Here is a 26,523-nt window from a genome sequence, read left to right on the forward strand (position 1 = left end):
AATCCTGACTGTTTTAAGGAAGGTTTTTGATTGTTCCTTTAACCTTTCCTGTTATTTCTTATACAAAATTAAGTAAGCGAAATGGATTTTACCTATGATGGACATATTATGTCCATGACACTTTAAGACTGGCTTTATACCTTTGTATAAATAAATTATTAATTAAAAACGTGAAGATTATGACAACAAATGATGTAGCCAGGGTTTTTGATACTGTGCTTAGTATACCTGGCATGAATGATGTAGTGAAGATTGATTTGAAAATTTCACGAAAAAATGTATTGCTATTAAACCATGTTATTGAACGTGGATTATCTGCTAAGGACAATGATAAACCATCGATTCTTATGACAAGTATTCAAGAAGAAAATCTTCAGGAGTTAAAACTATTTGGAGAGGAATGTTTACAAAAAGCCGGGCTAATTGAACTTAGTGAAAAACTAAGTTTACTTGGCGATACAATAAAGTAGCAACAGTTAAAAATTACAAATTACTTTGATGTCATTAGAAATTATTTTTCTAATGACATCTTTTTCATTATAAACTGCACCTTATCCTGTTTTTTAACTACGATTGAATGTTATTGAAAAATCTTGGCAGGTTTTTGATAATAATTTATATCAGCAAGTGATTTAATTTTGTCCATGACATTATAAATCAATTCTTTAATTACAAGTTGTTAATTTCTGCCAGGCTTAAAACTTATTAAATACTACAACTAAATTGGTTCTTGAATAAAACCTCATCTAAAGAATTGCTATTATTTCAAATATGATTAATTGCTTCGTTTAATTAATTTCAATTACAATGAAATCAAATGCAAAACTTAAGACTATAATTTTGGACTCAATTTGCTTATTGCTGGTACTATTGTTTGTCTATGCGGCAATAAGTAAAATGCTTGACTTTGAGAATTTTCAAATACAATTAGCACAATCTCCATTACTTAGTGCATTTGCCGGAATAATTTCTTGGGGAGTTATCATTTTAGAGCTTTTGATTTCAGTTTTACTTGTATTTAAAAGTACCAGAATATTGGCATTATATTCTGCTTTTGGGCTGATGGTAATGTTTACGGTTTATATATACATTATTTTAAATTACAGTTCTTTTATACCTTGTTCCTGTGGAGGCATACTGGAAAAATTAAATTGGAAAGAGCATCTGGTTTTTAATATTTTCTTTGTTATTATATCTGCAGTTGCGATACTGATCATCCCATTTGAGAAAGCTTCAGAGAGAGGCTTTCGAAAAGGAAGAAAGAAAAAATATTTATACCTAGCTGGCTGTACTTTGTTGGCTGTTATGCTAATGGCCGGATTATTTATCAAGTCAGAAAATATGATGCATTATGATAATTCATTTATCAGGCGCTATCCTCAGGGTACAGAAAAAAAATATGATACACAGATACAATACAATTCTTTTTATTTTTCAGGTTTCTCAAAGGGTAAAATCTATCTGGGTAATACAAGTAGTCCATTGCTGGTATCGGAATTGGATACTTTACTTAGAGGCAATACGAGACATAAAATCACAGTGAATAGTGACCTTTTGTCTACCGCTGTACAGTTAAAAGTTATTGATTCTTCTTTTTATTTGATTGATGGAAATGTTGCTTCAATATTTAGAGGCACTATTTCAAATTGGAAAGCAAAGTATAAATGGAATGGTTCTATTCGATTCACACAGCCTAAGGTCATTGATTCGGTTCATGTATCATTTAGAACTGTTGACAAACAAAGCAGTCAAAGTGAATTAGGAATTTTATACTTTGGAAATCCCTCTAAAGTAACTGTGAAGCATGATTTATTACAAAAGCAAGTTGATGGAATCTTTGATGTTGACGGAAGATTTTATTATGATTTTTATTCCCGGAAACACGTCTACATCTATTATTACCGCAATGAATTTATAGCTGCTGACCAAAATTTAAATCTTGCTTTTAGAAGCAATACGATCGATACGCTAAGTCCCGAAAAAGTAAAAGTTGCTTATGTAAGCAGCAGAGGCGAAAAAAAGTTTGCCGCTCCACCCGTAATTGTCAATAAATCTGCTGCCATTTACAAAAATCTGCTGTTTATAAATTCAGGAATAATAGGACGATATGAAGATAAAAAAATGTGGAATCAGGCTTCTATAATTGATGTGTACAATTTGAATGACAAATCCTATATATCCAGTTTTTATATCTACCATATTGATAAAGAAAAGCTAAAAGATTTTATTGTGACTGATAAACAATTGTATGCCCTAATCGGAACTCATTTGGTCAGTTACGGACTTAGCAGTGCCATTACAAAACATTATAAAAAGTAATTACAATATACAGCGCAGTATCAGGAGAAGATCGAAAACCTGTGATAGAGTAGATCATTAACCACAAATTATTTTAATCATGAAAACAATTTTTTCAAAACAGGTACTTCCTGTTGCGGTATTTGCCCTTGCAATAGCAGGTGCTTTTACAACCAATGCCATGGAAAGAAACAGTAGATCTGTAGATGCTATCGATGGTTTTAAAAGGCTAAATCCAGCAGGATTATGTGATGATGAACAGTCCTATTCTTGTGAATCGGTAAACACAGGAGCAATCTGCCGAGTGTCTGCTAGTCCTTCTTCACAACAGGTCTATGCTAAAAATGCCAATGGTGCCTGTACGGTCGAAGTTTACAGACCGCAATAAAAACGGTAAATGCAGTTCCAAAAGAACTGCATTTATTTTTTTCATTTTTATTTAATTTGCTTTAACAAATTCAGAGTTGCTCTTTGCTGATAAGTAATGGTCAAACCACCGCATGACATATTCTGTTAAATGTTTTTGCTGTTCTTTATCACTTAAAACATGCTGCTGATCCGGATATAAAAGCATTACATGTTTTTTTCCCAGACGGCGTAAGGCAAGATAGAATTCTAAAGTCTGATAATAATGTACATGCCTATCTGCCTCTCCTGCCCACGACAAGAGCGGCGTTGTTACCCTATCAGCATAATATACAGGGGAGTTAGCGAGATAACCGAGAAAATTTTTAAAAATTGAGCCGTTCATTCGAAGCTGCCCATACTCGTACTGAAAAAAATTGGGACGGTTGAAATTCCAGGACACATAAAGGTACCCGCTTATAAGATCAGTAATTGCGGCACCCGCTACGGCTGCAGAAAAAATATCAGTTTGCGTGATTATATAATCGGCTTCATATCCTCCAAATGAATGCCCAATCAGGCCTATCCTTTTAGGATCGACGGGAGCAATTTCCAACGCTTTTTTTGTTGCTGCCACTACACAATCAACTGCAGAATTTCCCGGATTTCCAAACTCATATACAATGTCCGGGAGCAAAACAAAATACCCATTATTGGTATAGTGGCTGACATTAAAACCATTGCCGCTGTATAGTGATGGATTAATATAATCGTGTACCGTTTCTGACTGTTTTTCATACACGTGAACGATCATAGGATAAAGTTTTTCGGAGCTGTAATTTGCAGGATAAAATAATGCTCCCTTTATACTATTTCCATTGCTATTACGGTAGTGAATTACTGAAGAGGTTCCTGAATTGAAATTTTTAAAATGAGAATTACTCTGATAAAGTGTGCGTACTTTTTTTTCTTTTTTGTCTCGTAAAAAAAGCTCTGGCGGTGTTTCAAAACTTTCTTCTTTGTAAACTACACTTTCACTTCCTGATGCTAATACAGGATCTGATATTTTATTTTCGCTGAGTACAATTGAACGTAATAAATTATTCTTTTTATACCACCATAAACCAGTTGTATTTCCATTTTTTGACTCCATAATAATTGATTTACCAAGATTAATTATTCCTGAGCTTACACCATCAAAATTGTTTTTTTGCTTTTGTTCAATTGAGGTAGTCTTAAAACGGTAAGTTACCTTTTCCTGTCTTCCGTGTGTTAATTTTTCAGCTTTCAAATTTTCGGCTGTTATTTCCCATACATCATACTGATCATAGAGCAGAATGGATTGATCGCCCGGTGTCCACGCGGGATTTCCATAAGGAAACGAACCCTCTCCACGATCCAAATCTTCAACAGAGAAAGATTCATCTAAATCTGCAGTGAGATTAGTATGTATATTTTTCTGAATGTCATAAATCCACCAATGATTATTTTTAAAGTATGTAATGTATTTTCCTGCTGGAGATAAAGAGATGTTATTAACACGATAATTAAAATCTTTTAAAAAAAGCTGCTGCACCCCATTATCCAGATTGATTGTTTTGTAATCTCTGGCGGAATGAAGATAAGGCTGAGGCTCATTGGCGACCGGGTTCCATAACACTGCAAAATTTTCACTTCCCGCCAGCATAATTTTAGAAAAAACGGTATCGGTGAGTATTCTAAAATCATTTTTTTCAGGCTGCCATACAGCTATCTTGGGCATCTTAATACTCCCGTCTTTTTCCCTTTCAGCAGGTTCTAAATATTTATCATCTGCATTCCATACCTGCACAATTTTTTTCTCTGCCTGTTTTAATTTCTGATTTAGGGTCTCAATTTTAAAAAACACCCGTTTACCATCTTCTGATATGATCAGATCTGTCACAGTTTCCTGTTTTATCCTGTATTTTTCATCAAAATTAAAAGTACTGTCAGGCTCGAAAACAAATATTTTTTGTGTATTGGTTTTATAGCAAACCAATTCTTTAATGTCTGAATCTGCAACTCTTTTTGACCTTATAAATACTGCGGATGCAGCATTTGGCTGCCAGACAAAATTTGTATAATTATAATTGCCGCTTTCTATGATTTTTGATTCTGAAAATTTTTCGTTTAGTGTTAAAATACAAACCCTGCAGCCGCTTGATGCAGATTTGCTGTAGATCAGCTGGTTTGATTTTGGATTGTAAGCATACCCCTTTACATTTTCTATTTCATAAGCTGCAGAACCGTCTAATGTTTTAATGATTATTTTTGTTTTGTTGTCTGTACGGAGAAAAATAATCAGATATTTTTGATCCGAAGTAAATAAGTAGTTATCTGCATTTTTTATCTTTTCAATTTTTCCTGAAACCAGATTAAGCAGTGAAAGTTCATTTTGATCGTTTCGGCTGCAAAACCATTTTTCTTTCAGAAAAGTTCCCTTGAGAGTTCCTGAAAATGCATAGTTTTTATTTGCCTTACTGCTTTTTACAAACAGCGTATCAGCACCTTGCTCATAAGATAAACTGTAGGTGTACCATTGCCCATTTTCTGAAATGTCTTTTAATTCCATGGTGCTCCACAATTTATAATCAGCATTACTGATATTTTTTTTGATTAGTCCCTGTCCCGATGCGGAACAGGTTACTAATTCAAATATGAGTACAGAAAGTATTCCGTAAACAAATCTTAAATCCTTTTTCATCTTTATACTGTATTAATATCCTGGATTCTGAGGAAGTAAATTAGGATTGAGCGTCAGTTCAGATTCAGGAACAGGGAGAAGATTGTCGGTGGAGTTCCATCCATTTTTTACTCCTGTCAACTGGGAGTCCAGCTGTCCGTTTCTTTTCAAGTCAAAGAACCGGTGGGCAGATTCCGTAAACAGTTCAAATCGGCGTTCCCTCATAACAGCTTCCAATATTTCCTGCTGTGAAACTGCTGTGGTATTGCCTAATCCTGCATTCTGCCTTATTTTGTTGAGGTCTTCTTTAGCCCCTATCAGGTCTCCCTGCTGTGCTCTTGCCTCAGCACGTATGAGATACTGTTCAGCAAGCCTGAATAAAATGTTATATTCAGTTGAAGCGGCAGTCTTTAATTTGACTTTGTACTTGCTGGAGAAATACCAGATCAAAGTCCCTTTCGTAACCGAGCCAATCCATTTTTGTCTTCTCTGGTCTCCAATTTCAAAGGCATTGACAAAATTTGGATTAAGTGCCACATCAGCAGGTGGTCCGGTCAGTAAAATCATTGATCCTCCCTCTGCGCTGTTCTGACCTTCGATTGCCGGTTTGTACTGCCAGATGGTTACAGAACTTCCTTTTAGAAATATCTTACTCAGATCATTTTCCCACTTGTATGTTTCGGTGTTGTTTAGGAGATAAGAAGCCGCATTGGCAGCTTCAGCCCACGCTTTGGAATAAAGGTAAACCCTTGCAAGAAGCGCCATCGCGACAGCTTTGTTCGCACGGCTGCGATCAGCGGACAAATAACTCTCAGGAAGAAAAGCATATGAAGTCTGCAGATCTTCTATTATTTTCGAATACAACAGGTTTGTACTGGTGCGGCCTATTGCAGTGTTCTGTTTGTAATCTGTTGCTGTAACATAAGGGACATCACCATACAGATTCAATAAATAGAAATGCAAAAGCGATCTTATAAACAGGGCTTCACCAATGAACTGGTTTTTATCTGCACTGGTAAGAGCAGCGGAAGCCGTTACTCCCTGTATTACTGAATTGGCCGCATAGATTTGAGAGTAGGCAGTTTTCCACCAGCTTACCACTTGCGGGTTAGTCGGCAGCAGTGTATTGCTGTAAAAATTCAATGTCGTACCTGAACTAATACCGTAGAAATTCAGTTCATCTGTATAAGCACCCATTTTTGTGGTTATCGATACACTGTTTCCAGTAAGCATCCCCGAATCGCGCAGGCTGGCATAAATATTTGAAACTGCGGCATTGGCAGTACTCTTATCTTCAAATACTGCTTCTGTAGAAAGCTGCCCAGAAGGGCTGTTAACCTCGACAAACGATTCACAACTGTAACCCGAAATCACTAATAAAGAGATAATTATTCTTTTAAAAAGGGTTATTTGCTTCCGTAGATATAATTTAGTTTCCATAATGTTAGTATTAGTTTAAAAAGTTAGATTAAGTCCAGTTGTAAATACTTTCAATGGCGGCAGGTATCCAGTAAACTTAAATTCAGGGTCATTGCCTTTATAGGGAGTAAAAGTCAGCAGGTTCTGTCCTTCAAAAGAAAGACGGCATCGGACTCCTTTTATCCAGTCCTCAGGTAATGTGTAGGATATTGCGATGTTCTTCAGGCGTATATAAGAGGCATCAGTAATGATTCCGTCACTGTTGAAATATTTATCCGAGGCATCCAGAACCTTCCCGTCAGCACTGGTGCTAAATCTTTGAAATTCGGCATTGTCTCCGCTGTTCTGCCATCTATTAAGAATTCTGGTTGTTTGATTACTCTTTGCTCCTGGTAAGCCGAGACTATATTCCTCACTATAATTTTTTTGCTTTGAGAACTGGAGCAGAAAATCAACCTGCCATCTTCTCCAATTAATTTGATTCTGCAATCCGCCAAAAAAATCAGGACTGAAATCCACAACAGTTTGCTTGTCTTCGGGCGATGTTATACGGCCGTCATTATTAATATCTTCAAATTGATAAATTCCGCTCTGCGCATCTATTCCGATATAATGGTAGGCTTTTATTATAGTAAGGGGGGCACCGATTACAAATTGGTTCTGATAAGTCGACCCCTTTAAATTGGGAAAGGACAATAATTTATTTTTGGCAAAAGAGATATTGAAGTTCGTGATCCATTTAAAACTCTCTTTTTCAAAATTGACAGTTCTTAAAGTGAGTTCAACTCCGCTATTTTGTACTGATGCATCCAAATTAGATTGAATAGAGGGAAAACCTGTTGTTCCAGGTAATGGAATACCAACGAGCTGATTGGAGGAACGGTTTTGATACCATGCACCCGTAAAGAAAATCCTGTCCCTGAAAAAACCAAGCTCTATGGCAGCTTCCGCTTTTTTATTAATTTCCCAGGCAAAGTCTGCATTAAATAAACGAGTTGGCGCTATTCCGGTTACGCCTCCATAATTTGTACTGGCAGTAGAATACGTGTCCATGAACTGATAATCCCCAATCTGATCACTGCCCGTAGTTCCGTAACTGGCTCTTAACTTACCAAAACTAATAACAGGATTAATGGTTTTAGTCTGGTTTTTATTAGAGAAAATCCATGCGCCTCCAACAGCGCCAAAATTAGCAAACTGATTTCCGGGACCAAAACGGCTTGAACCATCACGTCTTCCAGTCAGGTTTAAAATATACCTCTCGTTAAAAACAAAATTCAAACGGGCAAATACTGCCTGATATTTATAAATGGATTCTGTATCTGCTATTGCTTTGAGAAGCGTTGCTGAAGATAAGCTGTAAATAAGGGCATTGCTTGTAAATCCGGTTGCTTCCTGTACAAGCTGACTGCCGGATAATTTTTGAAATGTACTACCCAATAATGCCTGTGTTTTTAATTTCCCATAGGATTTCTGCCATTCGATTTGGGGTTCTATAATCCATGACTGCCTTTGGGTGTCGGTTGCAGTTATAATAGAATATTCGCTTCCGAGCTGATAGGCAGGATCAAACATAGTAGAAGGCTGGGTGCGGGTTTCGTTATGATTTGTATTGGTAAAACCCAGACTTGCTTTTGCAGTTAAACTAGGCAATATTGCATATGATAGCATTGTATTTGCAATAAGGTCATTGGTTGCAGTTTTATATTTGCCCTCCAGATAAGACAGAGGGTTTTCCCAAGTGCTGTTCTCCCAATTAAGGTTTCCAGACTCATCGTATAAAGAAGGTGCATTTGGAGCCAGAAGAACCACAAATTGTGAGAGGTCAATTCCCGGCTGGTTATTTTTCTGTGCCGTAAATCCTGTTGTCGTGTTGATTTGAAATCTGCCATCTTCAGATTGATGATTAAGATTAAAACGCACGTTTGCTTTGTTATAGTGGTAGTCTCCCGGAAAAACGGTTGTTTCGTTGTGCAGTGAAGAGCTAATCAAAAACTGGGTTTTGGATGATCCGCCGGATATTGATGCCTGAACGTCTGTGTAGCTCGCCATTCCTCCCAGAAGTTCTTTCTGCCAGTTGGTATATCTGCTTTGATCCCATGTGCCATTTACATCATAATCACTAGGGCCATAATCAATACCGTCATTAGCAAAAGCTTCCCGACGCATCTCCAGATATTGATCTGTCTTTAACAGATCCATAAAATTTGTAACCTTGCCTATACCTTGCCGTACATCTACTGTGTAACGAGTCAATCCTTCTTTTCCTTTTTTAGTTGTAATCAAAACAACACCATTCGCTCCACGTGAACCGTAAATAGCAGTTGCGTCAGCATCTTTCAGCACTTCAATGCTTTCGATATCAGCAGGATTAATAGAATTTAAAGGATCATAAGCAGAAGGAAGCACAACAGTACTGCGACTGCTGCCGACAGTTTGTGAAGAATAAGGAACTCCGTCAATAATATACAAAGGTGCGTTTCCATCACTTCGAATACTGTTTCGTCCTCGAATTTGAATATCAAACCCTCCACCGGCAACACCGGTTGTCTGGGTAATATTTACTCCGGCCATCCGCCCCTGCATGGCAGCAAGCACGTTTGTTACGGGCTGTTTCTCTATGTCTTTTGAAGTAATTTGGGCGATGCTTCCGGTACGTTCACTTTCTTTTACGGAATAATATCCAGCATTCACCCGAACCTCTTGCAAAGTTGTAGTGTCATAAATCAATTGGACATCTACGGTGTTACGCCCTTTTATAGGTACAAGGGTAGTTTTAAATCCTATAAACGAAACAATTAAGGTATCGGCAGCAGAGGCGAAAAGGTTATACTGCCCGCTATAATCTGAAATAGATGAAACATTAGATTTACCTTTAACCGCAATGGTTACACCCGGCAAAGGATTAATGCCATCGGTTACAGTACCCTGAACTTGATGCTGTTGATAAATAAAAGAGTTGTGCCGATAAGAAGATTTGGCAAAAAGAGACGAGAAAGACAGGCAAAGCCAGATAAAAAAAAGGCAATAAAGAGCTTTCCCATCCTTGAAAAATGAAAAAATATTCATAATATTGGATTGGTTAGTTAAACGAAGATTTGATTAGCTATGGTCCTCTGCAATAGTTTGGTCGCTGCAGTAGAGGGCCATTTTTTATGTATTAAGTAAACGGCTTAATAGACATAATAGGAAGTTTTTTTTAATACACAGGCATAATGAATTAAAAGTTTGGCATGAGGCGAAACATTTAAAATAATGAAGAAGTGTGCTAAGAATTTATCGAATAGTTGATCAAAAAAAAGTGACGTGGAACTCGACTTTATTGCTTAGAGGATTTACTGGACTACCTGCGCACAAATAAGTGAGCCCACGCACTTTTAAGCGTAGGCATTTGCACTTATCATCTTGCGCGCTAAAAAGTGTCCAGTTTTTCTAAGCAAGATTCAAAGCGAATGCTTCAAATATCTTTTATGAAGTATCGCAAAAATATGTATTTCATTGCAAATATAACAAAATAATTTAAAATGCGTATTTTCGTGCGCATTATTTTTTTTGCATTCGCTTTTCTTTGTTATGTATGAATGAGGCAAATAAAATAGTATGCAATTATATCTATAAGAATTGGATTGAATCTTACAAGTCTCAGCGCTCTTTCGGTTTGGATCATGGAATTGAAGAAAGTATTGTTAGAAAAATAAAAACTACTGCACTTCAAATTAAGGATTCTAATTATAATATTCCTGTAAATACATTGGAAAAAATTTGTGAAGCTAGAAATATGAGGCTTTCAGAATTTTTTAAACTTATAGATAAATAAAAAGATGCTTAGGCATCTTTTTTTATGCTCAATAAAATTTAAAACAGGTATTTATACGGTATCCTTTTCATCATTAAAAGAATTATTTTGTGGCTCTTTAATGATACAGATTATGGAAATCCATAAAATACAATAAAAGTAGTTTTTTATGTTTGGTCTTTAAATTAGGAAAATAGCCTAAAGCCAACCAAAATAGAACTCTTTAAGGCGATTTTTATTGCTAATATAAAAATAAATTGTGTGTATTTTCGAGCTACATAAATCTAAAATAAAAGCTAATAATAAATAAAAAATCTGAATATGAACTTATTAGAATTAGAAAACAGAGTTAATTTGGTAATATCAGATATAAAAGATAATGGCATTTATCCAAAGGAAAACAATATTATTGATTATAAACTTAAGTTAAACATAACGTCATCAAAGACTCCTATCGAAAATTTTTTGATGAATTTTGCGAAAGATATACTTTCTTTTTCCAATGCAGATGGCGGAATAATTTTAATTGGAATAAATGAAACAACAGCTGGAGTTTATAATGATACTGGACTTGATATAGCAAATATAAATTTATTGACTAACATTGATTTAAATGAAGTTACTCAACAATTTGTTAAAATTACAAATGTTGGTGTTTCATTGGATTTACAAATGTTTCAACTTGTATCAAGAAAGTTTTATTATTTAATAATTGAAAAAAGTAATAACATATTAGTACCAAAAGATAATTATCCTGATTTTAAAATTTTAAATGGTGCAATTTACTATCGTGGTGCAAGTAAAAATGAACACGCTAATCAATCAACTGCAAGCTTTAATAGATTTCTGCAAATGAAAGCAGGTGAAAAAAGCAAAGAATTTATGGAAATCTGGTCAAAACTACTTCCTGAAATGGTGGATATAAATCCTAGAGAAGTTTTGATTTTGAATCCAATGCAGAACAAAGTTTACGGATTTAATAGTAAAGACAATGTATTATCTGGAAGCGATATCGAAATTGACAAAACTAACAACGGAGTTTTTAATATTATTTTAAATGCAATAGCTGCTGGAGAAATTGGAAAGATAACAACAAATGAAGGAAAACCATTGTATAAAATTGTTGGCGAATTTCAAGATAATAGAGACCATATAATTTTAAGTAATTTGGTTAAAGCAGTTCAACAAAAAGCAAATTATAAAATAACAACAGCACAAATAAAAATCTTAATTTGTTACTTAAAATGGGCAACTATTGCAGAATTTAAAGTAGATAATCCCGATGAAAAAACTATAAATCCTGATTGTAAACAATTAATTTGGATTGAAACAATTGATAGTTTATCTAAAAAATCCAAAGTTTATTTTTCATCTGAATCAATTTTAGAGTTACTCAAAGTAATAAATAATCAAGAAAAACACCAAGAAATATTTAATAAAATACTAACGGAAAAAGAGAATAGCAAAAAGCAAAAACAAGACAATTTGAAGATCGCCTAAATAAAAAAAAAGCCCCCAACAGCTGCTTCTATTTATTTTTGGCACTTAGTTTAATAGAAAGTTGGTTTCATATTTGGAGTGATTTAGCAAATCCGAAGAATAGGATTTATTTAGTCTAAACCCGCTTTAATTCCAAACCGTCAGGTAAAAAAAGATAGAAACAATAAAATATATGGCAGACAGAACAGCAATAGACGCAATCCGAGGTTATTTTTATCAATTTGATTATTCAATAGCATCTATCTTAAAATTATCAAATGATACAGATTCAATCTTAATTGAAGGAATAGAGGATGTTGATATCAAAACAGCAAATGATACTGTAGCAACTCAATGTAAATACTACGAGAATACAGAGTATAATCATTCAGTTATTAAAAAGCCAATAATGTTTATGCTGGATCATTTTAAGCAAGTAAAATTAGGAAATCAACCTCAAATAAAATATAAGTTAAGAGGATATTATGAGTCAGGTCATTCAAAACTGTCATTACCTTTAAGTCTTCAAAATCTTAAAGATGATTTTTTGACATATACTCAAACTGAAAAAATTAATAATGTAAACACTAAAGTTAAACATTTTCATCACGATGATCTTAAACTGAATGATGTAGAATTGAATGATTTTTTGCAACTACTTGAAATAGATATTAATGCAATTGAATTCGAAAAACAGTATAACGATATTATCAGTTTATTGAAGTCAACTTTTAGTTGCAGTGCATTTTTAGCTGAATTCTACTTTTATAATAGTTCATTAAAAGTTATTAGAGATATTTCAAAAGATAAAAACCAATTAAATAGAAATATTAGTAAAATTGAATTTCTTAAAAGAATAAATAATTCAAGTGTATTATTTAACGAATGGTTTATTTTGAAAAAAGGAGAGAATGCTCACTATTCAAATTTAAGAAAAGAATATTTTGGAAGTGTAAATATATTGTTCAAAGAACGTTTTTTTCTATTTGAAATTAATCCAAACTCATATTCAAGAAGTGATTTAAAAACTCTTTTAAATTTGGTAATTAAAAATTATACAAAAATAATAAATCAACCTACTCCATTTAGCCCCTACATATATATTCATGGTGTAGATAATTTAGAATTAATAGAATTAAAAAAAGATTTAATTGAAGATGAAATAATCATTATCGATGGTTTTGATTTTGAAGGAGCCGAATTCAATCCAAAATCTGTTATAAAAAAACCAGCAATTTCAAATCAAATCAAACTAAAATTTATTAATAACATAAATTTTTTAAAAGATACTATTGCATTAACTGGAAGACGGTCCGAGATTTATCAGTTTTATCTAAACGACATTTTTTTTGATTATAATTCAAGTTCTATTAAAGAAATAAAAATCCAAGTTGACAATTTAAATAAAATTAAAAATATAATATAACAATGAGCACAGAAAATTCCATAGAGCAAAATGCTCAAGTTGTTGCCGTTTTTCCTGATAAAGTTAAGATAGTTGTTAAAGATCTTGAAATATTTAAAAATGTTGATGAGACATTGAAAGTAGGCTCATACTTAAAAATAGAGGATAGTGAAAATGCAAGTCTTATTGCAATAATTGAAAATTTTCAAATTTCAATTCGAGATACCAAAGACGAAAAAGGAGAAATAATACATGTAAGAGAACATATTATCGAAGCTTTCCCTCTTGGTGTTTTAAGAAGCGGGAAATTTGAAAGAGGTGGTGATTCCTTAGCTATTCCACCAAAAGATGTATTTCCAGCAACAATTGAAGAAATAAAGAAGATATACGAAGAATCTATTGCTCCACATGAAAGTTTTTGTTTTTCATCTCTTGCTTCAAATCCTTCTGTTAAAGTCCCTATTAATGGCAATAAGTTTTTCAATAAACATATAGCGGTTGTGGGTTCCACTGGTTCAGGTAAATCACATACCTTATCATCAATTATTCAAAAAGCAGTATCATCTAAGGATGGAAGTTTCTCTTTAAATAATTCTCACATAATTATTTTTGATATTCATTCTGAATATAAAGCTTCTTTTCCAGATGCAAATATTATAGATATTGGCAGCTTAATATTACCTTATTGGCTTTTAAAAGGTGAAGAGTTAGAGGAATTTTTTTTGGATACAGAAGCTAATGATCATAATCAAAGAGCAATTTTGAAAGAGGCAATTGTAAATAACCGAAAATTAAAATTTTCGGGAGGCGATGAAGAAAAAAATAGAATCCATTTTGACTCTCCTCTCCCATTTGACTTAAAAGAAATATTACAATATGTTTCAAACAGAAATAATGAAAGGAAAATCACTAACAATGATATAACCTGGGAAGATTCAACTGGTCATAAATTTATATTTAATGAAGAAAATTGTTTTCGCCTTTTCACAGAAAAATTAATTCCAACTGGAACAGCTGCTGCTGGGCACAATGGCAAATTAATTAATTTTATAAATAGACTTGAAAATAAACTTAGTGATAAAAGATTAGATTTTTTACTAGGTGAAAAATCAACAAAAATATCATTTGAAGATACAATCAAAAATTTGATTGGTTACTCATCAACAAATTCAAACGTTACAATACTTGATTTAAGTGGTGTTCCTTTTGATGTATTAAGTATTACTGTTTCTTTAATATCAAGACTTGTTTTTGAGTATGGATATATATACAAAAGACTACGATGTTTAAAAGATCCCAACGAAAAAATAAATAATGACATCCCCATTTTATTAGTGTTTGAAGAAGCACATAAATATGTACCTGATAGTGATTTAGCAAAATATAGATCTGCTAAACAATCAATAGAACGAATTGCTAAAGAAGGCAGAAAATATGGGATAACTTTACTTTTAGCTAGCCAAAGACCTTCTGAAATTTCAGAGACAATTTTTTCGCAATGCAATAATTTCATAGCAATGAGATTAACAAATCCTGTAGACCAAAGTTATGTCAAAAAATTATTACCCGATTCTTTGGGTTCATTGGTTGACAAAATGACTTCATTAAAACAAGGAGACGCATTACTAGTTGGTGAATCTATAATTTTACCTTCAATTGTAACAATAGACAGATGTGACCCCCAACCGTCATCAAATGATATTCCATATTGGGAATTATGGAAAACAGAATGGAAAGACATGGATTTTGAGGAATTAAAAAAAGAATGGTATAAATAAAAAATCTAAAAAGGACACAGGAAAAACAACGATTACAACAGATTTGGGCAATAGGCTTAAAGGAAATTTGGTTTTCGATTTGGGATGATTTGGAAAAACCGAATAAGAGTATATTTCAGTCTCAAACCCGCTGTAAACCCAGAACGTTATGCGCAAGTTTATAACAACAGAAAACCGAAAAAAATGAGTTTAATAAAAAACAAACCAATTGCAGAAATAAACAAGACGAGAAGAAATCCTAATGGTAGCGGTATTAGGTTTGAAGAATTTGGTAAATCAAAGAATATTTATGATTATTCAGAAGAAGAAATTTCTGAAATGCTTTTTGGTATTTACACTCATAAAAGAATGCTTTTAGTTGACGGCGATTATTTTATAGAAATGGACAATGTATTTCAAGTAATTTGTGAATTGGCTAATGTAACTTATGAGAAAAAACCAAGCTTGGAAGATTTAAAAACTAATAATCACAATATAATAAGCAACATAAGAACATTTTATGTAAAAAATTATTATCTAATTACTAAAGATAAATTTGGAGGAGAAACCAAACATAAAATCTCAAGATTTTTAGTCAAAGTGGGGGTTATTAGAAATGGAAGAAATCAATTTAGTGGTCTTTATAGCAACAGAAATTTATATAAAACTATTCAAAGCTACAGTGGCAAAAAATATCCAAAGGATTTATATCATCCAATAAAATTTTACATCAATGGTTTATTTTTTGGTGATCAATACAAAATCGATAATTTTATAGTGGAAAGTGAAATTAAGATTGAAAATACAAATTTAATGAGATAAAAAAACTGAATAAACAACAGTAATTTAGTTATATAGATGCTTTCCCAAGGCTGGTGTAAGTGTCACACTCCTTGACACAATAAAATCATTAAAATTTTTATAACGTTAAAAGAATAAGCGTTTAAATAGCCTCCTCTATCATTTGTAATCTTTTTTGGTTACATGTTCCTAAAGTATTAACTACAAAATAAATTAATGAATTCTTTATTTATAAAAACACTTTCCTTTATTCCATTTCTAGTTGTCATTTTGTTAGTATTAAATTTGACAATTATTGAAGATTTGACAATTTATAATATTGGATTTGTTTCGATATCTATGACTATCGCGACATTTTCAATTAGCTTTTCCCTTTTACAATATCAATTTTCTCCTTATAAAGCCTTACATCGATCAATGTCAAGAAGGCAATTAATTTTTTCTTATTTAACAATATTCATATCTCTAATTCCACTATTCTGTCTTTTTTATAATTTAAAATATGTTCCATTAGCAGGATTAATCTGTATTCCAATTCTTAGTTACTTAATAATTTTATTAGTTGTCGTAGCAAATGAAGAAACCAATCCTATAATTTTAGTGAAGCGGAAAATCTCTACTAAAAAAATAAATCAATTTATTGAAAATTTCAATTTAGAAGATAAAAAACAAATAAAGGAAATATCTGAATTGGAATTTTCTAAACCAGATGAAACCCCAATGCACGATTATGGAGAAACTAATTTTAAGCTAATAAATATAAAGGACAATCCGTTTTCGCTAATTTACAATTCAATCTCTATAACAATCCAAAACAATGATATTGAAAAATTTGCTGCATGTTTAAAGATGTACTTTGAAGCAGTTGATAATATTAAAAAAAATAAGATTTTAGAAACATATAATTTAAGAAATCGCATTGAAAAATTATTGTGCATCTCATTTGAAAAGATTTCTTTTCAAGTATGTGCTAACGCTGAACGAAAGGATTTCCAAAATATTCTTATTGGTACTTTATCTATTTATATAAAACGCAAAGCATTGACAAATGAGCATACTGACAGTACTTCACGAAAATTTTTGACTCTAATTTGTAAAAGTATAGAAACTCTATTAGAACACGACAACTACGATGATGCTATAATTATTATTTCGACTTTAAGACAACTATGTCAAAAAGGATTATATAATTTACCAAAAGATGATTTGTTTTTCAATAACCGATTAACCCTATACCCTATTCTTATTAAACAAATTGGACAAAAAGCAATTACTTTAAAAAATTCTGATTTTTTATTTAGATGTCTCGAAGAAATTGGATATTTAGGATGTACAGCAGTTAAATTAGATAATCATATTATTGGTGTTAGTTGTTTAGACTCACTGGTTCAACTCGGTAGAGAGTCTCGTGCTAATGAATTGAAATGCTTCTGGAGCAGTTGTGCTTTGGAACCTGTCGATCATGCAGATGAGCGAATCTGGTGGATGCTAACCTGGATGCTGAAAGTAAAAGAATCTAATCGTGAAGATTGGTTAAGATCTTTTCAGACAGCGTATTCAAGACTTAATGGAAAGGAAAGAAAAATAGAGATGAAAGATGAGAATGGTAAGGCAATTTTCGAATTTAAAGATGGTAAGGAACCATATATTGAAGGCTTTTTGGATCGCAATTATGAAAAAAAAATTGACTATTCAGATTTTAAAGAATTAAAAGAATCGAGACTTTATTAATATTTACTTTAACCAAAGTCTTTTTAAAGAAGTACTTTTTTAGTAAATGTAATAAGTTTACATTTCACTTCCCTATTAACTCTAATCAAACTTACCTTTATGAAAAACGAAAATGAATTAAAATTTGATAAAGTAACTGAACGTTATTTTGAATTCAATAATGCATTATTTGAGTTTCATAAATTATTCAACGAAAAGAATAAGGATGAACGAGCTATTGCAATTATAGGTGGAACATTTAGCGAAATGGCTTTGGAACATGTCTTAAGGTCATTTTTCCCGGAAGACGAAAAAGAAGTTGATAAACTTTTCGAATTCAATCAGCCTCTAGGAAACTTTAGCAGCAAAATCACCATTGCATATTCTTTAGGCTTAATTGATAAACTAATTAAACAAGATTTAGATCTTGTTAGAAAAATACGCAATAAGTTTGCCCATGATTTATATACTTCTTTTCAGGATCAACAAATAAAATCGTGGTGCAACGAATTAAAATTTCATGAAATTTCAATGATGATGAAAGCACCACCAGAAGTTAATGAATTAGAAATTTTTCAAGTAGGAGTTAATCAAATCATTTCACACCTAAGTGGATTAATATCATCAAGCAAAAAAGAAAAACGTAAAATTATTGATGATCTTAAGCAGTTTTTATAAGAGCATTATATGCTAACTATTTGTTGAATATTTGTTGAATATTTGTTGAATATTTGAGAATTTATAATTGTAATAATTTAACCGGGCTTATGAACTTACCCTATTTTGAAAATCTTCCAATAAATAAATTATCTTCAGTATTTGCTAATACTTCTGCAACTTATAAGTTTTACTGGTTTTTGGCTATTCTTGAACTGGTTGAAGAAGGTAACACGAACATTGAAAAAAGAAGATTATTCTCAAGAATGATAAGTAATGCCTGGTATACAGTTAATTATTTTCATGTTTCTTTTGGTAAACAAGATCTTATTCAAGATTCAGTTAGAGCTATTATAAAAATAGAGAACCTTACTATAAATGAAAATAAAAACACCATAAATACTGTTTTAAAAAATACTAATAAGATCGAAACTATCAAAATCTTGAATCATTTTGATAAAAATGTACCGCATTGGTTTATTTCATCTTGGTTTTCAGGAAATCGTAACGAAATTTATTCTCTTTCTCAAAATTTTGATCATGGATGCCTTTACCGTTTAGAAAAAGATTTTATAGAGATAAATCCGGTCTGGATTTCGTATTTAAAATTGAATTCAAAAATACTCAAAGATTTTTGTTTGTGGAATTTGTCTTTATTCCTTCAGAAAAAAAATTTAAATGTTCCAGACATTCCAAATAAAATAAGCAAATCAATCACGAGAAATTCTTTAGTTAAACAAACCAACGAATATTGGAAATTAGTATTTAATGAATTGGGATCGATTGATTGTATTTTTACGAACAACCGATTAGTTTTTGACGAAAAAAAATATGCCTTGGACCATTTTGTTCCTCATGCATTTGTTTCTCATGATTTAATTTGGAATTTAATTCCCATCGATAAAATTTTTAATTCTTCAAAAGGAGATAAACTTCCATCGGTAAACAGGTATTTTGATAAGTTTTATGATCTTCAAAAAACAGCTTATGAAATAGTTAAAAATCATAATTCTAAAAATAAATACTTAGAGGAATATCTTACTATTTTTCCTGATTTAGAAGATAATGAATTTGATTATTTGAGATACAAAGAAACAATCCAGCCTTTGATTACTATTGCTAGTAATAACGGGTTTTTATACATGAAAGATTCAGCATTTTTTGAATAAATACTCAGATTGTATATGAAGAGGTTTAACTTGTCTTTTATATCATCTCAGATAAAAAACAATCTAGCTGATATATTCTAAGAAGCTATAGTTATCATATTTAATACAATACCACTAAGCAATAATTGTAACAGTCAAAGATTTCTATTTTTAACATCTTTTTTTATTAAAATCTAAAACAAGTATTTCTACCTGACTAGTTTACTCCTTAATGAACTAATTTGTCCTTTAAATTCTACAATTACGGAAAACCGTAATAAATAGATTTTTCCACTTATTACTTTTGTGAAAATTTTAATTAAAAATGATTAATTATGAAGAGATTTACTGTTAGAGTGCAACTACATACCAAAGAGGGTAAACAATATGATTTAGACTCTGAAACTTATAAAGTCTTGCATGCTGAAATGCAAAGTTTAGGTTTTACTAAAACAATAGAATCAGTCCGAGGAACAATCCATGATTTACCTTCAGCAGAGTATAATTATATATCAAGCAATAATGGTGTCACAAAACATGACATATTGGGAGCAGCTAAAGAAGCTGGTAAGGCTACTGGACAAAATTTTTCAATTTTAGTAAATCCTATTGCGGATGTTGGTAGATGCTGGTACAATCTCGATGAGACTGAAGAAAGTGAAGATTAGTTTCAATATAATTTAGTGCAGAATTAGCCTAAATAATAAGAAAAACGATAAAGGGAGTTTCCCTTCCACATCGCAAATATACAGAAAGGGCTGTCTTTAAAACAGCCCTTTATAATAATAATACTGAATTTTATTTTTTAGATTTATCAATAGAAACTTTTCAAAACTCTTTTAAAAGTTCTACGCAACTGGCGCTCATTTTGAATTAGTGACTAGTTAAATTGTATTAGAAAAAGAGCGTTTGCAGTTTAAATAAATTCTTAGCCTTCCGAAGTTTACTTATGAATGTTTGTCATTTGTTCAAAGAACAAAAGCTATAAAAGTAGATTTAATCAAATCGACGAAAAACAAAGATCTACTATCAGAACTTTCAAAGGAAACAGTTGTAGAAGCAAAGGTCCATGAAACACGGAAGATAGATAATTGTTTAATTAGATTATTAAGATATCATGGAATTTCTAAAATCAACTTCAAGAGTTCCGATAATTGTAGATGAAAATCTAAAGCAGAAAATATTGGAATGGGAGCAGAAAAGTATATTTTATGGTGCATTTCCTGTTGTTGGAGATAGTATGACTTGTGACGACCAAAACAAGACAATACCGAACGGGGCTAAAGTTTTAGCTTATCAATTACAAATAGAATTTGAATCCGGTTTTTATCCATGGTTTGAAATACCTACGGGCGAACCTCTTTTAATTATGGGCACAACATCGAAAGGAAATGATTTTTGTTTGTGTAAAACTATATTTTTTTTAGATTCAGTTAATAATATGGTCTCATTAAGATCTTATAATCCAAATTATAGTGACCAAATTATCCCAATATCCTATATCAAAACTCTATTTAAAATTGAGTTGGTTATAAAATAAGCCTCTCAAGTTTTTCAGACTTGGAAATTTACAAGAATCCTGTTAAGGTAGTAACCAATATATTAATAATCTTTCACAGTGATCTAAAGAGCATGTAAATGTTTAAAGATTGTTCCTTGTATCTTATTAAGCATTATCATACTTTTATCCTTTATTGAAAATTTAAAATAAATGAAGGAAATAGCGGGAAAGATATTTGAGATTCTACAAGATTATCACTGCGATAGTCCTGAAACTGATCATAGAATGTCAATTGAGCATATAATTGAATGGGCAAATCAATTTGACGATGATGCAGAATTTGTTCTTACTGAATTGTTATATTTTTTACCGCAAATCTATATTTCAAAAAACAGAGCAATAGAATTACTAGAGAAACGCCTTGTCGATTTTCAAGCGTTTTATAAATATAGTTCAATGCAGGAATTCATCAATAATACAAACTTTATTGATACTCAAAAACCAGAAAAAAGTCAAAAAGAAGTCCTTTCAATTCTGAGAAACATTTTAGATGAAAAGTATGGAATTAATTACGATCTTTTGATTGATCAGCCCAAAAAGCATTATATATATTTTGATGATGTATTAGCTACTGGGGGAACTGTTTATAAAGATCTTTCAAATTGGTTATCTGAATCTACTCATCTTAAAGATGTTTTAAGTAAAGAAAAAACAATAGCACTAAGTTTGTTTTGTTATCACAAACTAGGTTTTGATAATATTGAATGGCGGTTAATGAAAGCGTTTGACGATCGAATTAAAAATTTTCTGCTAGTTGGATTTGATTATAAAATAGAAAATCAACTCAAACCCAAATGGATTGCAGAAAAGCAAGCGCTGAATTGTATTTATCCTTTGGAAAAACAACCTAAAGAAGTCTTAGAATATTTAGCATCACTTGAAGGAGAGAATACTGGTGTTGCAGCTTTTAGACCAGAAAATCTTCCTCTTAAGGAAATCTTTTTTTCAAGTCCTGAGAGTAGAATACGTTTTGAAAATATAGTATTAGAAAAAGGATTGGAACTAATTCAAAAAATAAAAAAAGCTGATCCCGATCCTCGAAAAAGACCTCTTGGAGATACTGTGAGATCTCATCGCACCCTAGGAACTGGCACTTTATTTTTTACATGGAGAAACATATCGAATACCTGTCCCGTTGTATTTTGGTGGGATGTTCCCGGTCATGACTGGATTCCATTATTTTGTTTAAGAAATAGAGGAACTAATTAATTTTTTCATTAATTTGCAATATGAAAATATCTGAAAGAACATATAACACGGCTGATGTTATTGCTTTTAAAAGTACAAAAGAAGAATTTGGAGGATTGTCTAATATGGCTCCTGGATATTCTTTACGTGTCAATGATATAATTATACCTTCAGCTGAAGCTTTATATCAAGTTTGCCGTTTTCCTTTGTTTCCTCATATTCAGGAAGAAATTATATCTCAAAACAGTCCTATGACTGCTAAAATGATTAGTCGTAAGTATCATGGACATACAAGACAAGATTGGGAAGAAGTAAAATACGATATAATGTACTGGGTATTGAAGGTAAAGCTTTCTCAAAACTTAGAGAAGTTTTATAACCTTTTACAAAAAACAGGAAATTCCCCTATAGTTGAACTATCTAATAAAGATAAAGACTGGGCTGTCGTCCCTGAAGGGCATAATTCTTTAAGAGGTAAAAATGCATTAGGAAGATTGTTGATGCAACTAAGATCTGAATATATTAATAACAATAATTCTATTGATTGTGTTGCCCCTTTAAATATAAACGGCTTCCTTCTTTATGGTTCGGAAATTGAAACTGTCTGCAATCCAGAAATTGAATATGAAAACCACTTCCTTTTTGATTTAGATTATGCTTAACTAAGAGTTATTTGCTATTTTTCTTAAAAAAACAGCAAATAAACCTACTGTTAACTTAATGATAAAACAATTTAGCTTTGGCAAAAAAATATAAATTTTGCCAAAGTTAGATTTCAATACCTCTACCTTAACACTCCTGAAAAATGGAATGATTTAAACCATTTCTAAGGTTTATCGATTTGCATATTTCGAAAATAAAAAACCTTCCAAAAATCTGTAAGGCTAATTAAGTAAAAGTAAGAATGAATTTATTTTTTAGATTCCTCAATAGAAACTTTTCTAAACTCTTTTAAAAGTTTTTCAATTTCCAAAGTTGATTTACGAGCTCTCGCTCCTGCTGCTTTAAAACCTTTATCAATTAATGATTCAGATTCTGTTTTAAATGTTTCGATTTCAGCGTTTATTTTTGCTACTAAATCTTTCATGATATTTTTTTTAAATTTAAGATGGCAAAAGTAAAGTTTTGCTTTTTTTATAAAGCAAAACTTTACGACAAAAATTAGAAAAACTTTAATCTGTATTTCCTATATTATCGAACCTCATTTTCTTGAGACATCTTATTTAGTTCATCAATAAAATAAGAAGTTGGACATCCGACTTCTGCAAAAAAGGCTTGGCTGAATTTTTTAGTACTGCTAAAGCCAACTTCTTCAGCCAATGCACTATTTGAATATTTTCTTATTTTACTGTCCTCTTTTAACAACTTTATTAGATAATGTATTTTAAGATCAGCAATGTATTTTACAAATCTCTTCCCTCTGTATTTATAAATTACATTTGATAAATATTTTGGGTTGGAATTGAATACAGCAGCAAGCTTTACGGAAGTTAAGTCTTTTAAAAGAAATTTTTTATCCCTTTCAAATTTTTCTAATTGCCTGAGTATATCTGCAACAGTATCTTTATTCATATTTCCAATTCCTCTATCTACATTTTTGACTTCCACTTTGGAATCAGCTTCATTCTTTGCCATCAATTCCTCAAATTTCTGCCTGTAAATATTCTTATTTCTGATATGTCTGTAAGCAATGAATAATACAACTAAAAAAAACAGAACTACTATACCAATGTAAATAAAGTCATTATACTTCCTTTTCTTAAACAAGATTTCAATATGCAGCTTGTCTTTTAATAATACTTTCGTATCATAATCTTTACGCACCCGACCTGAAAGATAGATGAACTTGTTATCTAATATGCTGTCCGCCTTTAGGAGCTTGTCTGTATAATAGAGCTGCTTATGAAGATCTTTTTTTGATTTGTAATACTTTAATAGCAATTCATAGTTCTGACGAAGATCTGGACGTATGTATCCTTTGGTATCAAAAATACGATCTACCTTAATAAAATACGGAAGTGCCATTTCAGGTTTATGAAGATTCCAGTAGCTTTTACCAATATAAAAATATCCGACAGACACATTGCCAAAATCTTTGTTTTTATTTATAGACGGAATTGAATATTTAATTTTTTTTATAGCTTCTGCATAGTTGTTTTTAAAATACTGATTGATTCCTTCTGAATGAATAAAGTAATCTTTCATTTCATAATTGTCGAGTCTTATACCTTCCTGAATACCCTTTTCATTTATTTTAGAACATAATCCGTAATTGCCAATTCTATTTTGACATAAACCAAGTAAATGCAATGAATTTAAATATGCCCTTGCGTTTCCCTTTCTAAAATAATCCGTACACTCTATCAATAAAGAAATTGCTTCATCATAGAAGCCCAGAAAATATTTTATACTGGCAATATGATATTTAACCTTATGTATTAAGTACTGATCATTGGTTTTAGATATAAAATTATCAGCAATGAGATAATTATCCAGCGCATTTTTATGCTCTTTTCGTGAATAGTAAACAATTCCTTTAGAAAGATAAGAGGATCCTATAAGCTCATTGTCATGTGATTTTCGTGCTGTTAAAATCATGCTGTCAGCATAAGCTAGTTGAAACTTATCGGAGGTATAGTGTACATAATTTTTATATCCGTTTACTATTTCTTTAGAATTTCTCTCTCTTTTAGCTTTTTGTAGAAAGTATTCAAGATAAAATGCCTGCCGATTTTTAATATCTGCGGTTGATTCTATTCTCTCAAATAGATAGTCATACGTTTTTCTTATAAGTGAATCGGAGGCTCTAACTTTATTTTCCTGAGCATGAAATTGATCTCCAAATAAAAAGACCAGTATCATTATATATTGTTTAAACATAAATTAAGTTTTAAATTGAAGCAATTGTCCTTAAATGCATTTTTTTAAGCAAAAAGCACTATTTGGTAAATATAATTTAATGGGAAGCTTAAAAGAGTATTGATGTTAACATAATTAATTGATTTTTAGTATGATTTACCATGAAAAAAGGGTGTCGATTTTCGGAAAATCGATACCCTAAATTCGGAAAATCGATATACAATGTTTTGCAAACTAGAAAATCTACATTTAGATTTGTTTCGAATTCAATAGCAAAAAAAACATTTGGCATCGTGTCGGATAAAAGTTCTGCTAGCCCGGGTGAAATGAACTGACTGAAAAAAAAGCAGTCGTTACATTTAACACTTTTTAATCATGAAAAATTTTTTATTATTGTTGGTGGTGATTCTTACATCACTATTGTTTTCTTGTACAAGCGAGAATATGGAAAGCTCAATTGGTAATTTGGTTGAAGAGAAATCTAAAAACACAGCAAAACTATTTCAAAATCTGAGTCCTGAAAATCCTGCTAATACATATGATATAGCAGGTAAAATACACAATGATCTTCTTGATGTTTACCTGTCGTGTAATTACACATTTAATACAATTCCTCAAATAAGCCAAATAGTAGATTCCATTTCGGCTTTAAATAATGACCTTTTAATTTTGGGAACAAATCTTCCAGTAAATTTTCAAGAAATACAAGAAACTGTAGATAATCCTCAGACAAAATTAGAACAGGCGATTGCAAACTCCTCAATGACAAATGCTGCTAAAATTTGTCTGTCCAACTACATGGCATCCTTAATTTTATGGGAAATAAATGAATATTCTGTAATTCATCAGTCCATAATTTCATTTGAAGCATCTGTTATAGCGAATACGCAGTTTAGCAGTGAGGATAAGAGAATCATTCTGACCACTTCATCTATAGTAAGATATTCTACCTATTACGCAAAAGAGCGCAAAGACAAAGACTGGGAAACTTCTGTTGGCAATCGTGTTGGTGCGGTACAAGGCGCGGTAGCTAATTCTTCAACTGCAGTTAACAAGTCAATCTTGACTGGACTCCTGATTCACAATCTCTAAGCTTAATAGTGATGTACTTAACTGAGTTGAAGGAAAAACAGCTGCAATATCTCTATTGCATGTTTTTGATTCTTTTCACCCTTGTAAGCCTTTATTTCATCATGGATTTATTATCCTATGATGAAATAATAGGCTATTTAAGTGATGGCGGGATAAAAACTGATTGTCCCTGAAGACTGGCCTATTTATTTTTTATAAACGGAGTCTCTAATTTATTTTTTGTCTGCGTTTCATTGATGGCCAGATTATTTGACAAGTAGTACTTTGTGTTTGATTTCATCAATACAAAGCAAACACTTAGAGC

Annotated in this window: 20 protein-coding genes; 15 read left to right on the forward strand and 5 right to left on the reverse strand. The window is 31.7% G+C overall.

Annotated elements, in window-relative coordinates:
• Nucleotides 1-179: 179 nt before the first annotated feature.
• The 3 genes from GWR14_RS05705 to GWR14_RS05715 all read left to right on the forward strand — a co-directional run bounded on the left by GWR14_RS05705 (nt 180) and on the right by GWR14_RS05715 (nt 2,686).
• The gene (locus GWR14_RS05705; protein WP_317041411.1) at nt 180-470 is read left to right on the forward strand and encodes a hypothetical protein; all 291 of its coding nucleotides are present in this window, start codon (nt 180-182) and stop codon (nt 468-470) included.
• Nucleotides 471-807: 337 nt separating this feature from the next.
• Nucleotides 808-2,319, forward strand: a complete 1,512-nt coding sequence (locus GWR14_RS05710) for a MauE/DoxX family redox-associated membrane protein (protein ID WP_163408103.1) — start codon at nt 808-810, stop codon at nt 2,317-2,319.
• 79 nt (nt 2,320-2,398) lie between these two features.
• Entirely contained in the window at nt 2,399-2,686 is a 288-nt protein-coding gene (locus tag GWR14_RS05715) for a DUF6520 family protein (protein ID WP_163408104.1), read from the forward strand.
• 51 nt (nt 2,687-2,737) lie between these two features.
• Here the strand turns inward: GWR14_RS05715 and GWR14_RS05720 are convergent, their stop codons facing one another.
• From GWR14_RS05720 to GWR14_RS05730, 3 genes are read right to left on the reverse strand one after another with little or no spacing between them, the layout of a single operon-like run.
• On the reverse strand, nt 2,738-5,368 hold the full coding sequence (locus tag GWR14_RS05720; protein WP_163408105.1) for an alpha/beta hydrolase family protein: 2,631 nt from the start codon (nt 5,366-5,368) through the stop codon (nt 2,738-2,740).
• 12 nt (nt 5,369-5,380) lie between these two features.
• Nucleotides 5,381-6,787 carry a RagB/SusD family nutrient uptake outer membrane protein gene (locus GWR14_RS05725; RefSeq protein ID WP_163408106.1) on the reverse strand — a complete coding sequence of 469 codons (1,407 nt, stop codon included), beginning with the start codon at nt 6,785-6,787 and terminating at the stop codon, nt 5,381-5,383.
• Nucleotides 6,788-6,802: 15 nt separating this feature from the next.
• Nucleotides 6,803-9,835 (reverse strand): SusC/RagA family TonB-linked outer membrane protein, encoded by a 3,033-nt coding sequence (locus GWR14_RS05730; RefSeq protein ID WP_163408107.1) that lies wholly within the window; start codon nt 9,833-9,835, stop codon nt 6,803-6,805.
• A 1,048-nt stretch (nt 9,836-10,883) separates the two neighbouring features.
• Here GWR14_RS05730 and GWR14_RS05735 point away from each other — a divergent pair.
• From GWR14_RS05735 to GWR14_RS05785, 11 genes are all read left to right on the forward strand, one after another.
• The gene (locus GWR14_RS05735; RefSeq protein ID WP_163408108.1) at nt 10,884-12,062 is read left to right on the forward strand and encodes an ATP-binding protein; all 1,179 of its coding nucleotides are present in this window, start codon (nt 10,884-10,886) and stop codon (nt 12,060-12,062) included.
• A gap of 172 nt (nt 12,063-12,234) precedes the next feature.
• Nucleotides 12,235-13,467: a DUF4297 family anti-phage-associated protein gene (locus tag GWR14_RS05740; RefSeq protein WP_163408109.1), complete on the forward strand. Its 1,233-nt coding sequence runs from the start codon at nt 12,235-12,237 to the stop codon at nt 13,465-13,467.
• 2 nt (nt 13,468-13,469) lie between these two features.
• Nucleotides 13,470-15,224 carry an anti-phage-associated helicase HerA gene (gene herA / locus GWR14_RS05745; protein WP_163408110.1) on the forward strand — a complete coding sequence of 585 codons (1,755 nt, stop codon included), beginning with the start codon at nt 13,470-13,472 and terminating at the stop codon, nt 15,222-15,224.
• Nucleotides 15,225-15,407: 183 nt separating this feature from the next.
• Nucleotides 15,408-16,025 (forward strand): hypothetical protein, encoded by a 618-nt coding sequence (locus GWR14_RS05750; RefSeq protein WP_163408111.1) that lies wholly within the window; start codon nt 15,408-15,410, stop codon nt 16,023-16,025.
• Nucleotides 16,026-16,220: 195 nt separating this feature from the next.
• Nucleotides 16,221-17,735, forward strand: coding sequence for a hypothetical protein (locus tag GWR14_RS05755; RefSeq protein ID WP_163408112.1), 1,515 nt, complete (start codon nt 16,221-16,223; stop codon nt 17,733-17,735).
• A gap of 99 nt (nt 17,736-17,834) precedes the next feature.
• Complete coding sequence (locus GWR14_RS05760) at nt 17,835-18,392, forward strand: MltR family transcriptional regulator (protein ID WP_223150965.1); 558 nt, start codon at nt 17,835-17,837, stop codon at nt 18,390-18,392.
• An 89-nt stretch (nt 18,393-18,481) separates the two neighbouring features.
• Nucleotides 18,482-19,540, forward strand: coding sequence for an HNH endonuclease domain-containing protein (locus GWR14_RS05765; protein WP_163408113.1), 1,059 nt, complete (start codon nt 18,482-18,484; stop codon nt 19,538-19,540).
• 314 nt (nt 19,541-19,854) lie between these two features.
• Entirely contained in the window at nt 19,855-20,187 is a 333-nt protein-coding gene (locus GWR14_RS05770; protein ID WP_163408114.1) for a hypothetical protein, read from the forward strand.
• Nucleotides 20,188-20,636: 449 nt separating this feature from the next.
• Entirely contained in the window at nt 20,637-21,059 is a 423-nt protein-coding gene (locus GWR14_RS05775) for a hypothetical protein (protein ID WP_163408115.1), read from the forward strand.
• 171 nt (nt 21,060-21,230) lie between these two features.
• The gene (locus GWR14_RS05780) at nt 21,231-22,289 is read left to right on the forward strand and encodes a phosphoribosyltransferase-like protein (RefSeq protein ID WP_031456901.1); all 1,059 of its coding nucleotides are present in this window, start codon (nt 21,231-21,233) and stop codon (nt 22,287-22,289) included.
• A 20-nt stretch (nt 22,290-22,309) separates the two neighbouring features.
• Nucleotides 22,310-22,930: an NADAR family protein gene (locus tag GWR14_RS05785; RefSeq protein ID WP_163408116.1), complete on the forward strand. Its 621-nt coding sequence runs from the start codon at nt 22,310-22,312 to the stop codon at nt 22,928-22,930.
• Between the two features lie 248 nt (nt 22,931-23,178).
• Here the strand turns inward: GWR14_RS05785 and GWR14_RS05790 are convergent, their stop codons facing one another.
• The gene (locus GWR14_RS05790; protein ID WP_031456899.1) at nt 23,179-23,355 is read right to left on the reverse strand and encodes a histone H1; all 177 of its coding nucleotides are present in this window, start codon (nt 23,353-23,355) and stop codon (nt 23,179-23,181) included.
• Nucleotides 23,356-23,459: 104 nt separating this feature from the next.
• The gene (locus GWR14_RS05795) at nt 23,460-25,148 is read right to left on the reverse strand and encodes an AraC family transcriptional regulator (RefSeq protein WP_163408117.1); all 1,689 of its coding nucleotides are present in this window, start codon (nt 25,146-25,148) and stop codon (nt 23,460-23,462) included.
• Nucleotides 25,149-25,502: 354 nt separating this feature from the next.
• Here GWR14_RS05795 and GWR14_RS05800 point away from each other — a divergent pair, with 354 nt between their 5' ends.
• Nucleotides 25,503-26,219, forward strand: coding sequence for a hypothetical protein (locus GWR14_RS05800; RefSeq protein ID WP_157505947.1), 717 nt, complete (start codon nt 25,503-25,505; stop codon nt 26,217-26,219).
• Nucleotides 26,220-26,523: the final 304 nt, after the last annotated feature.

It is taken from the genome of Flavobacterium ajazii (assembly GCF_010614725.1).
GTDB classification, from domain to species: Bacteria; Bacteroidota; Bacteroidia; order Flavobacteriales; family Flavobacteriaceae; genus Flavobacterium; species Flavobacterium ajazii.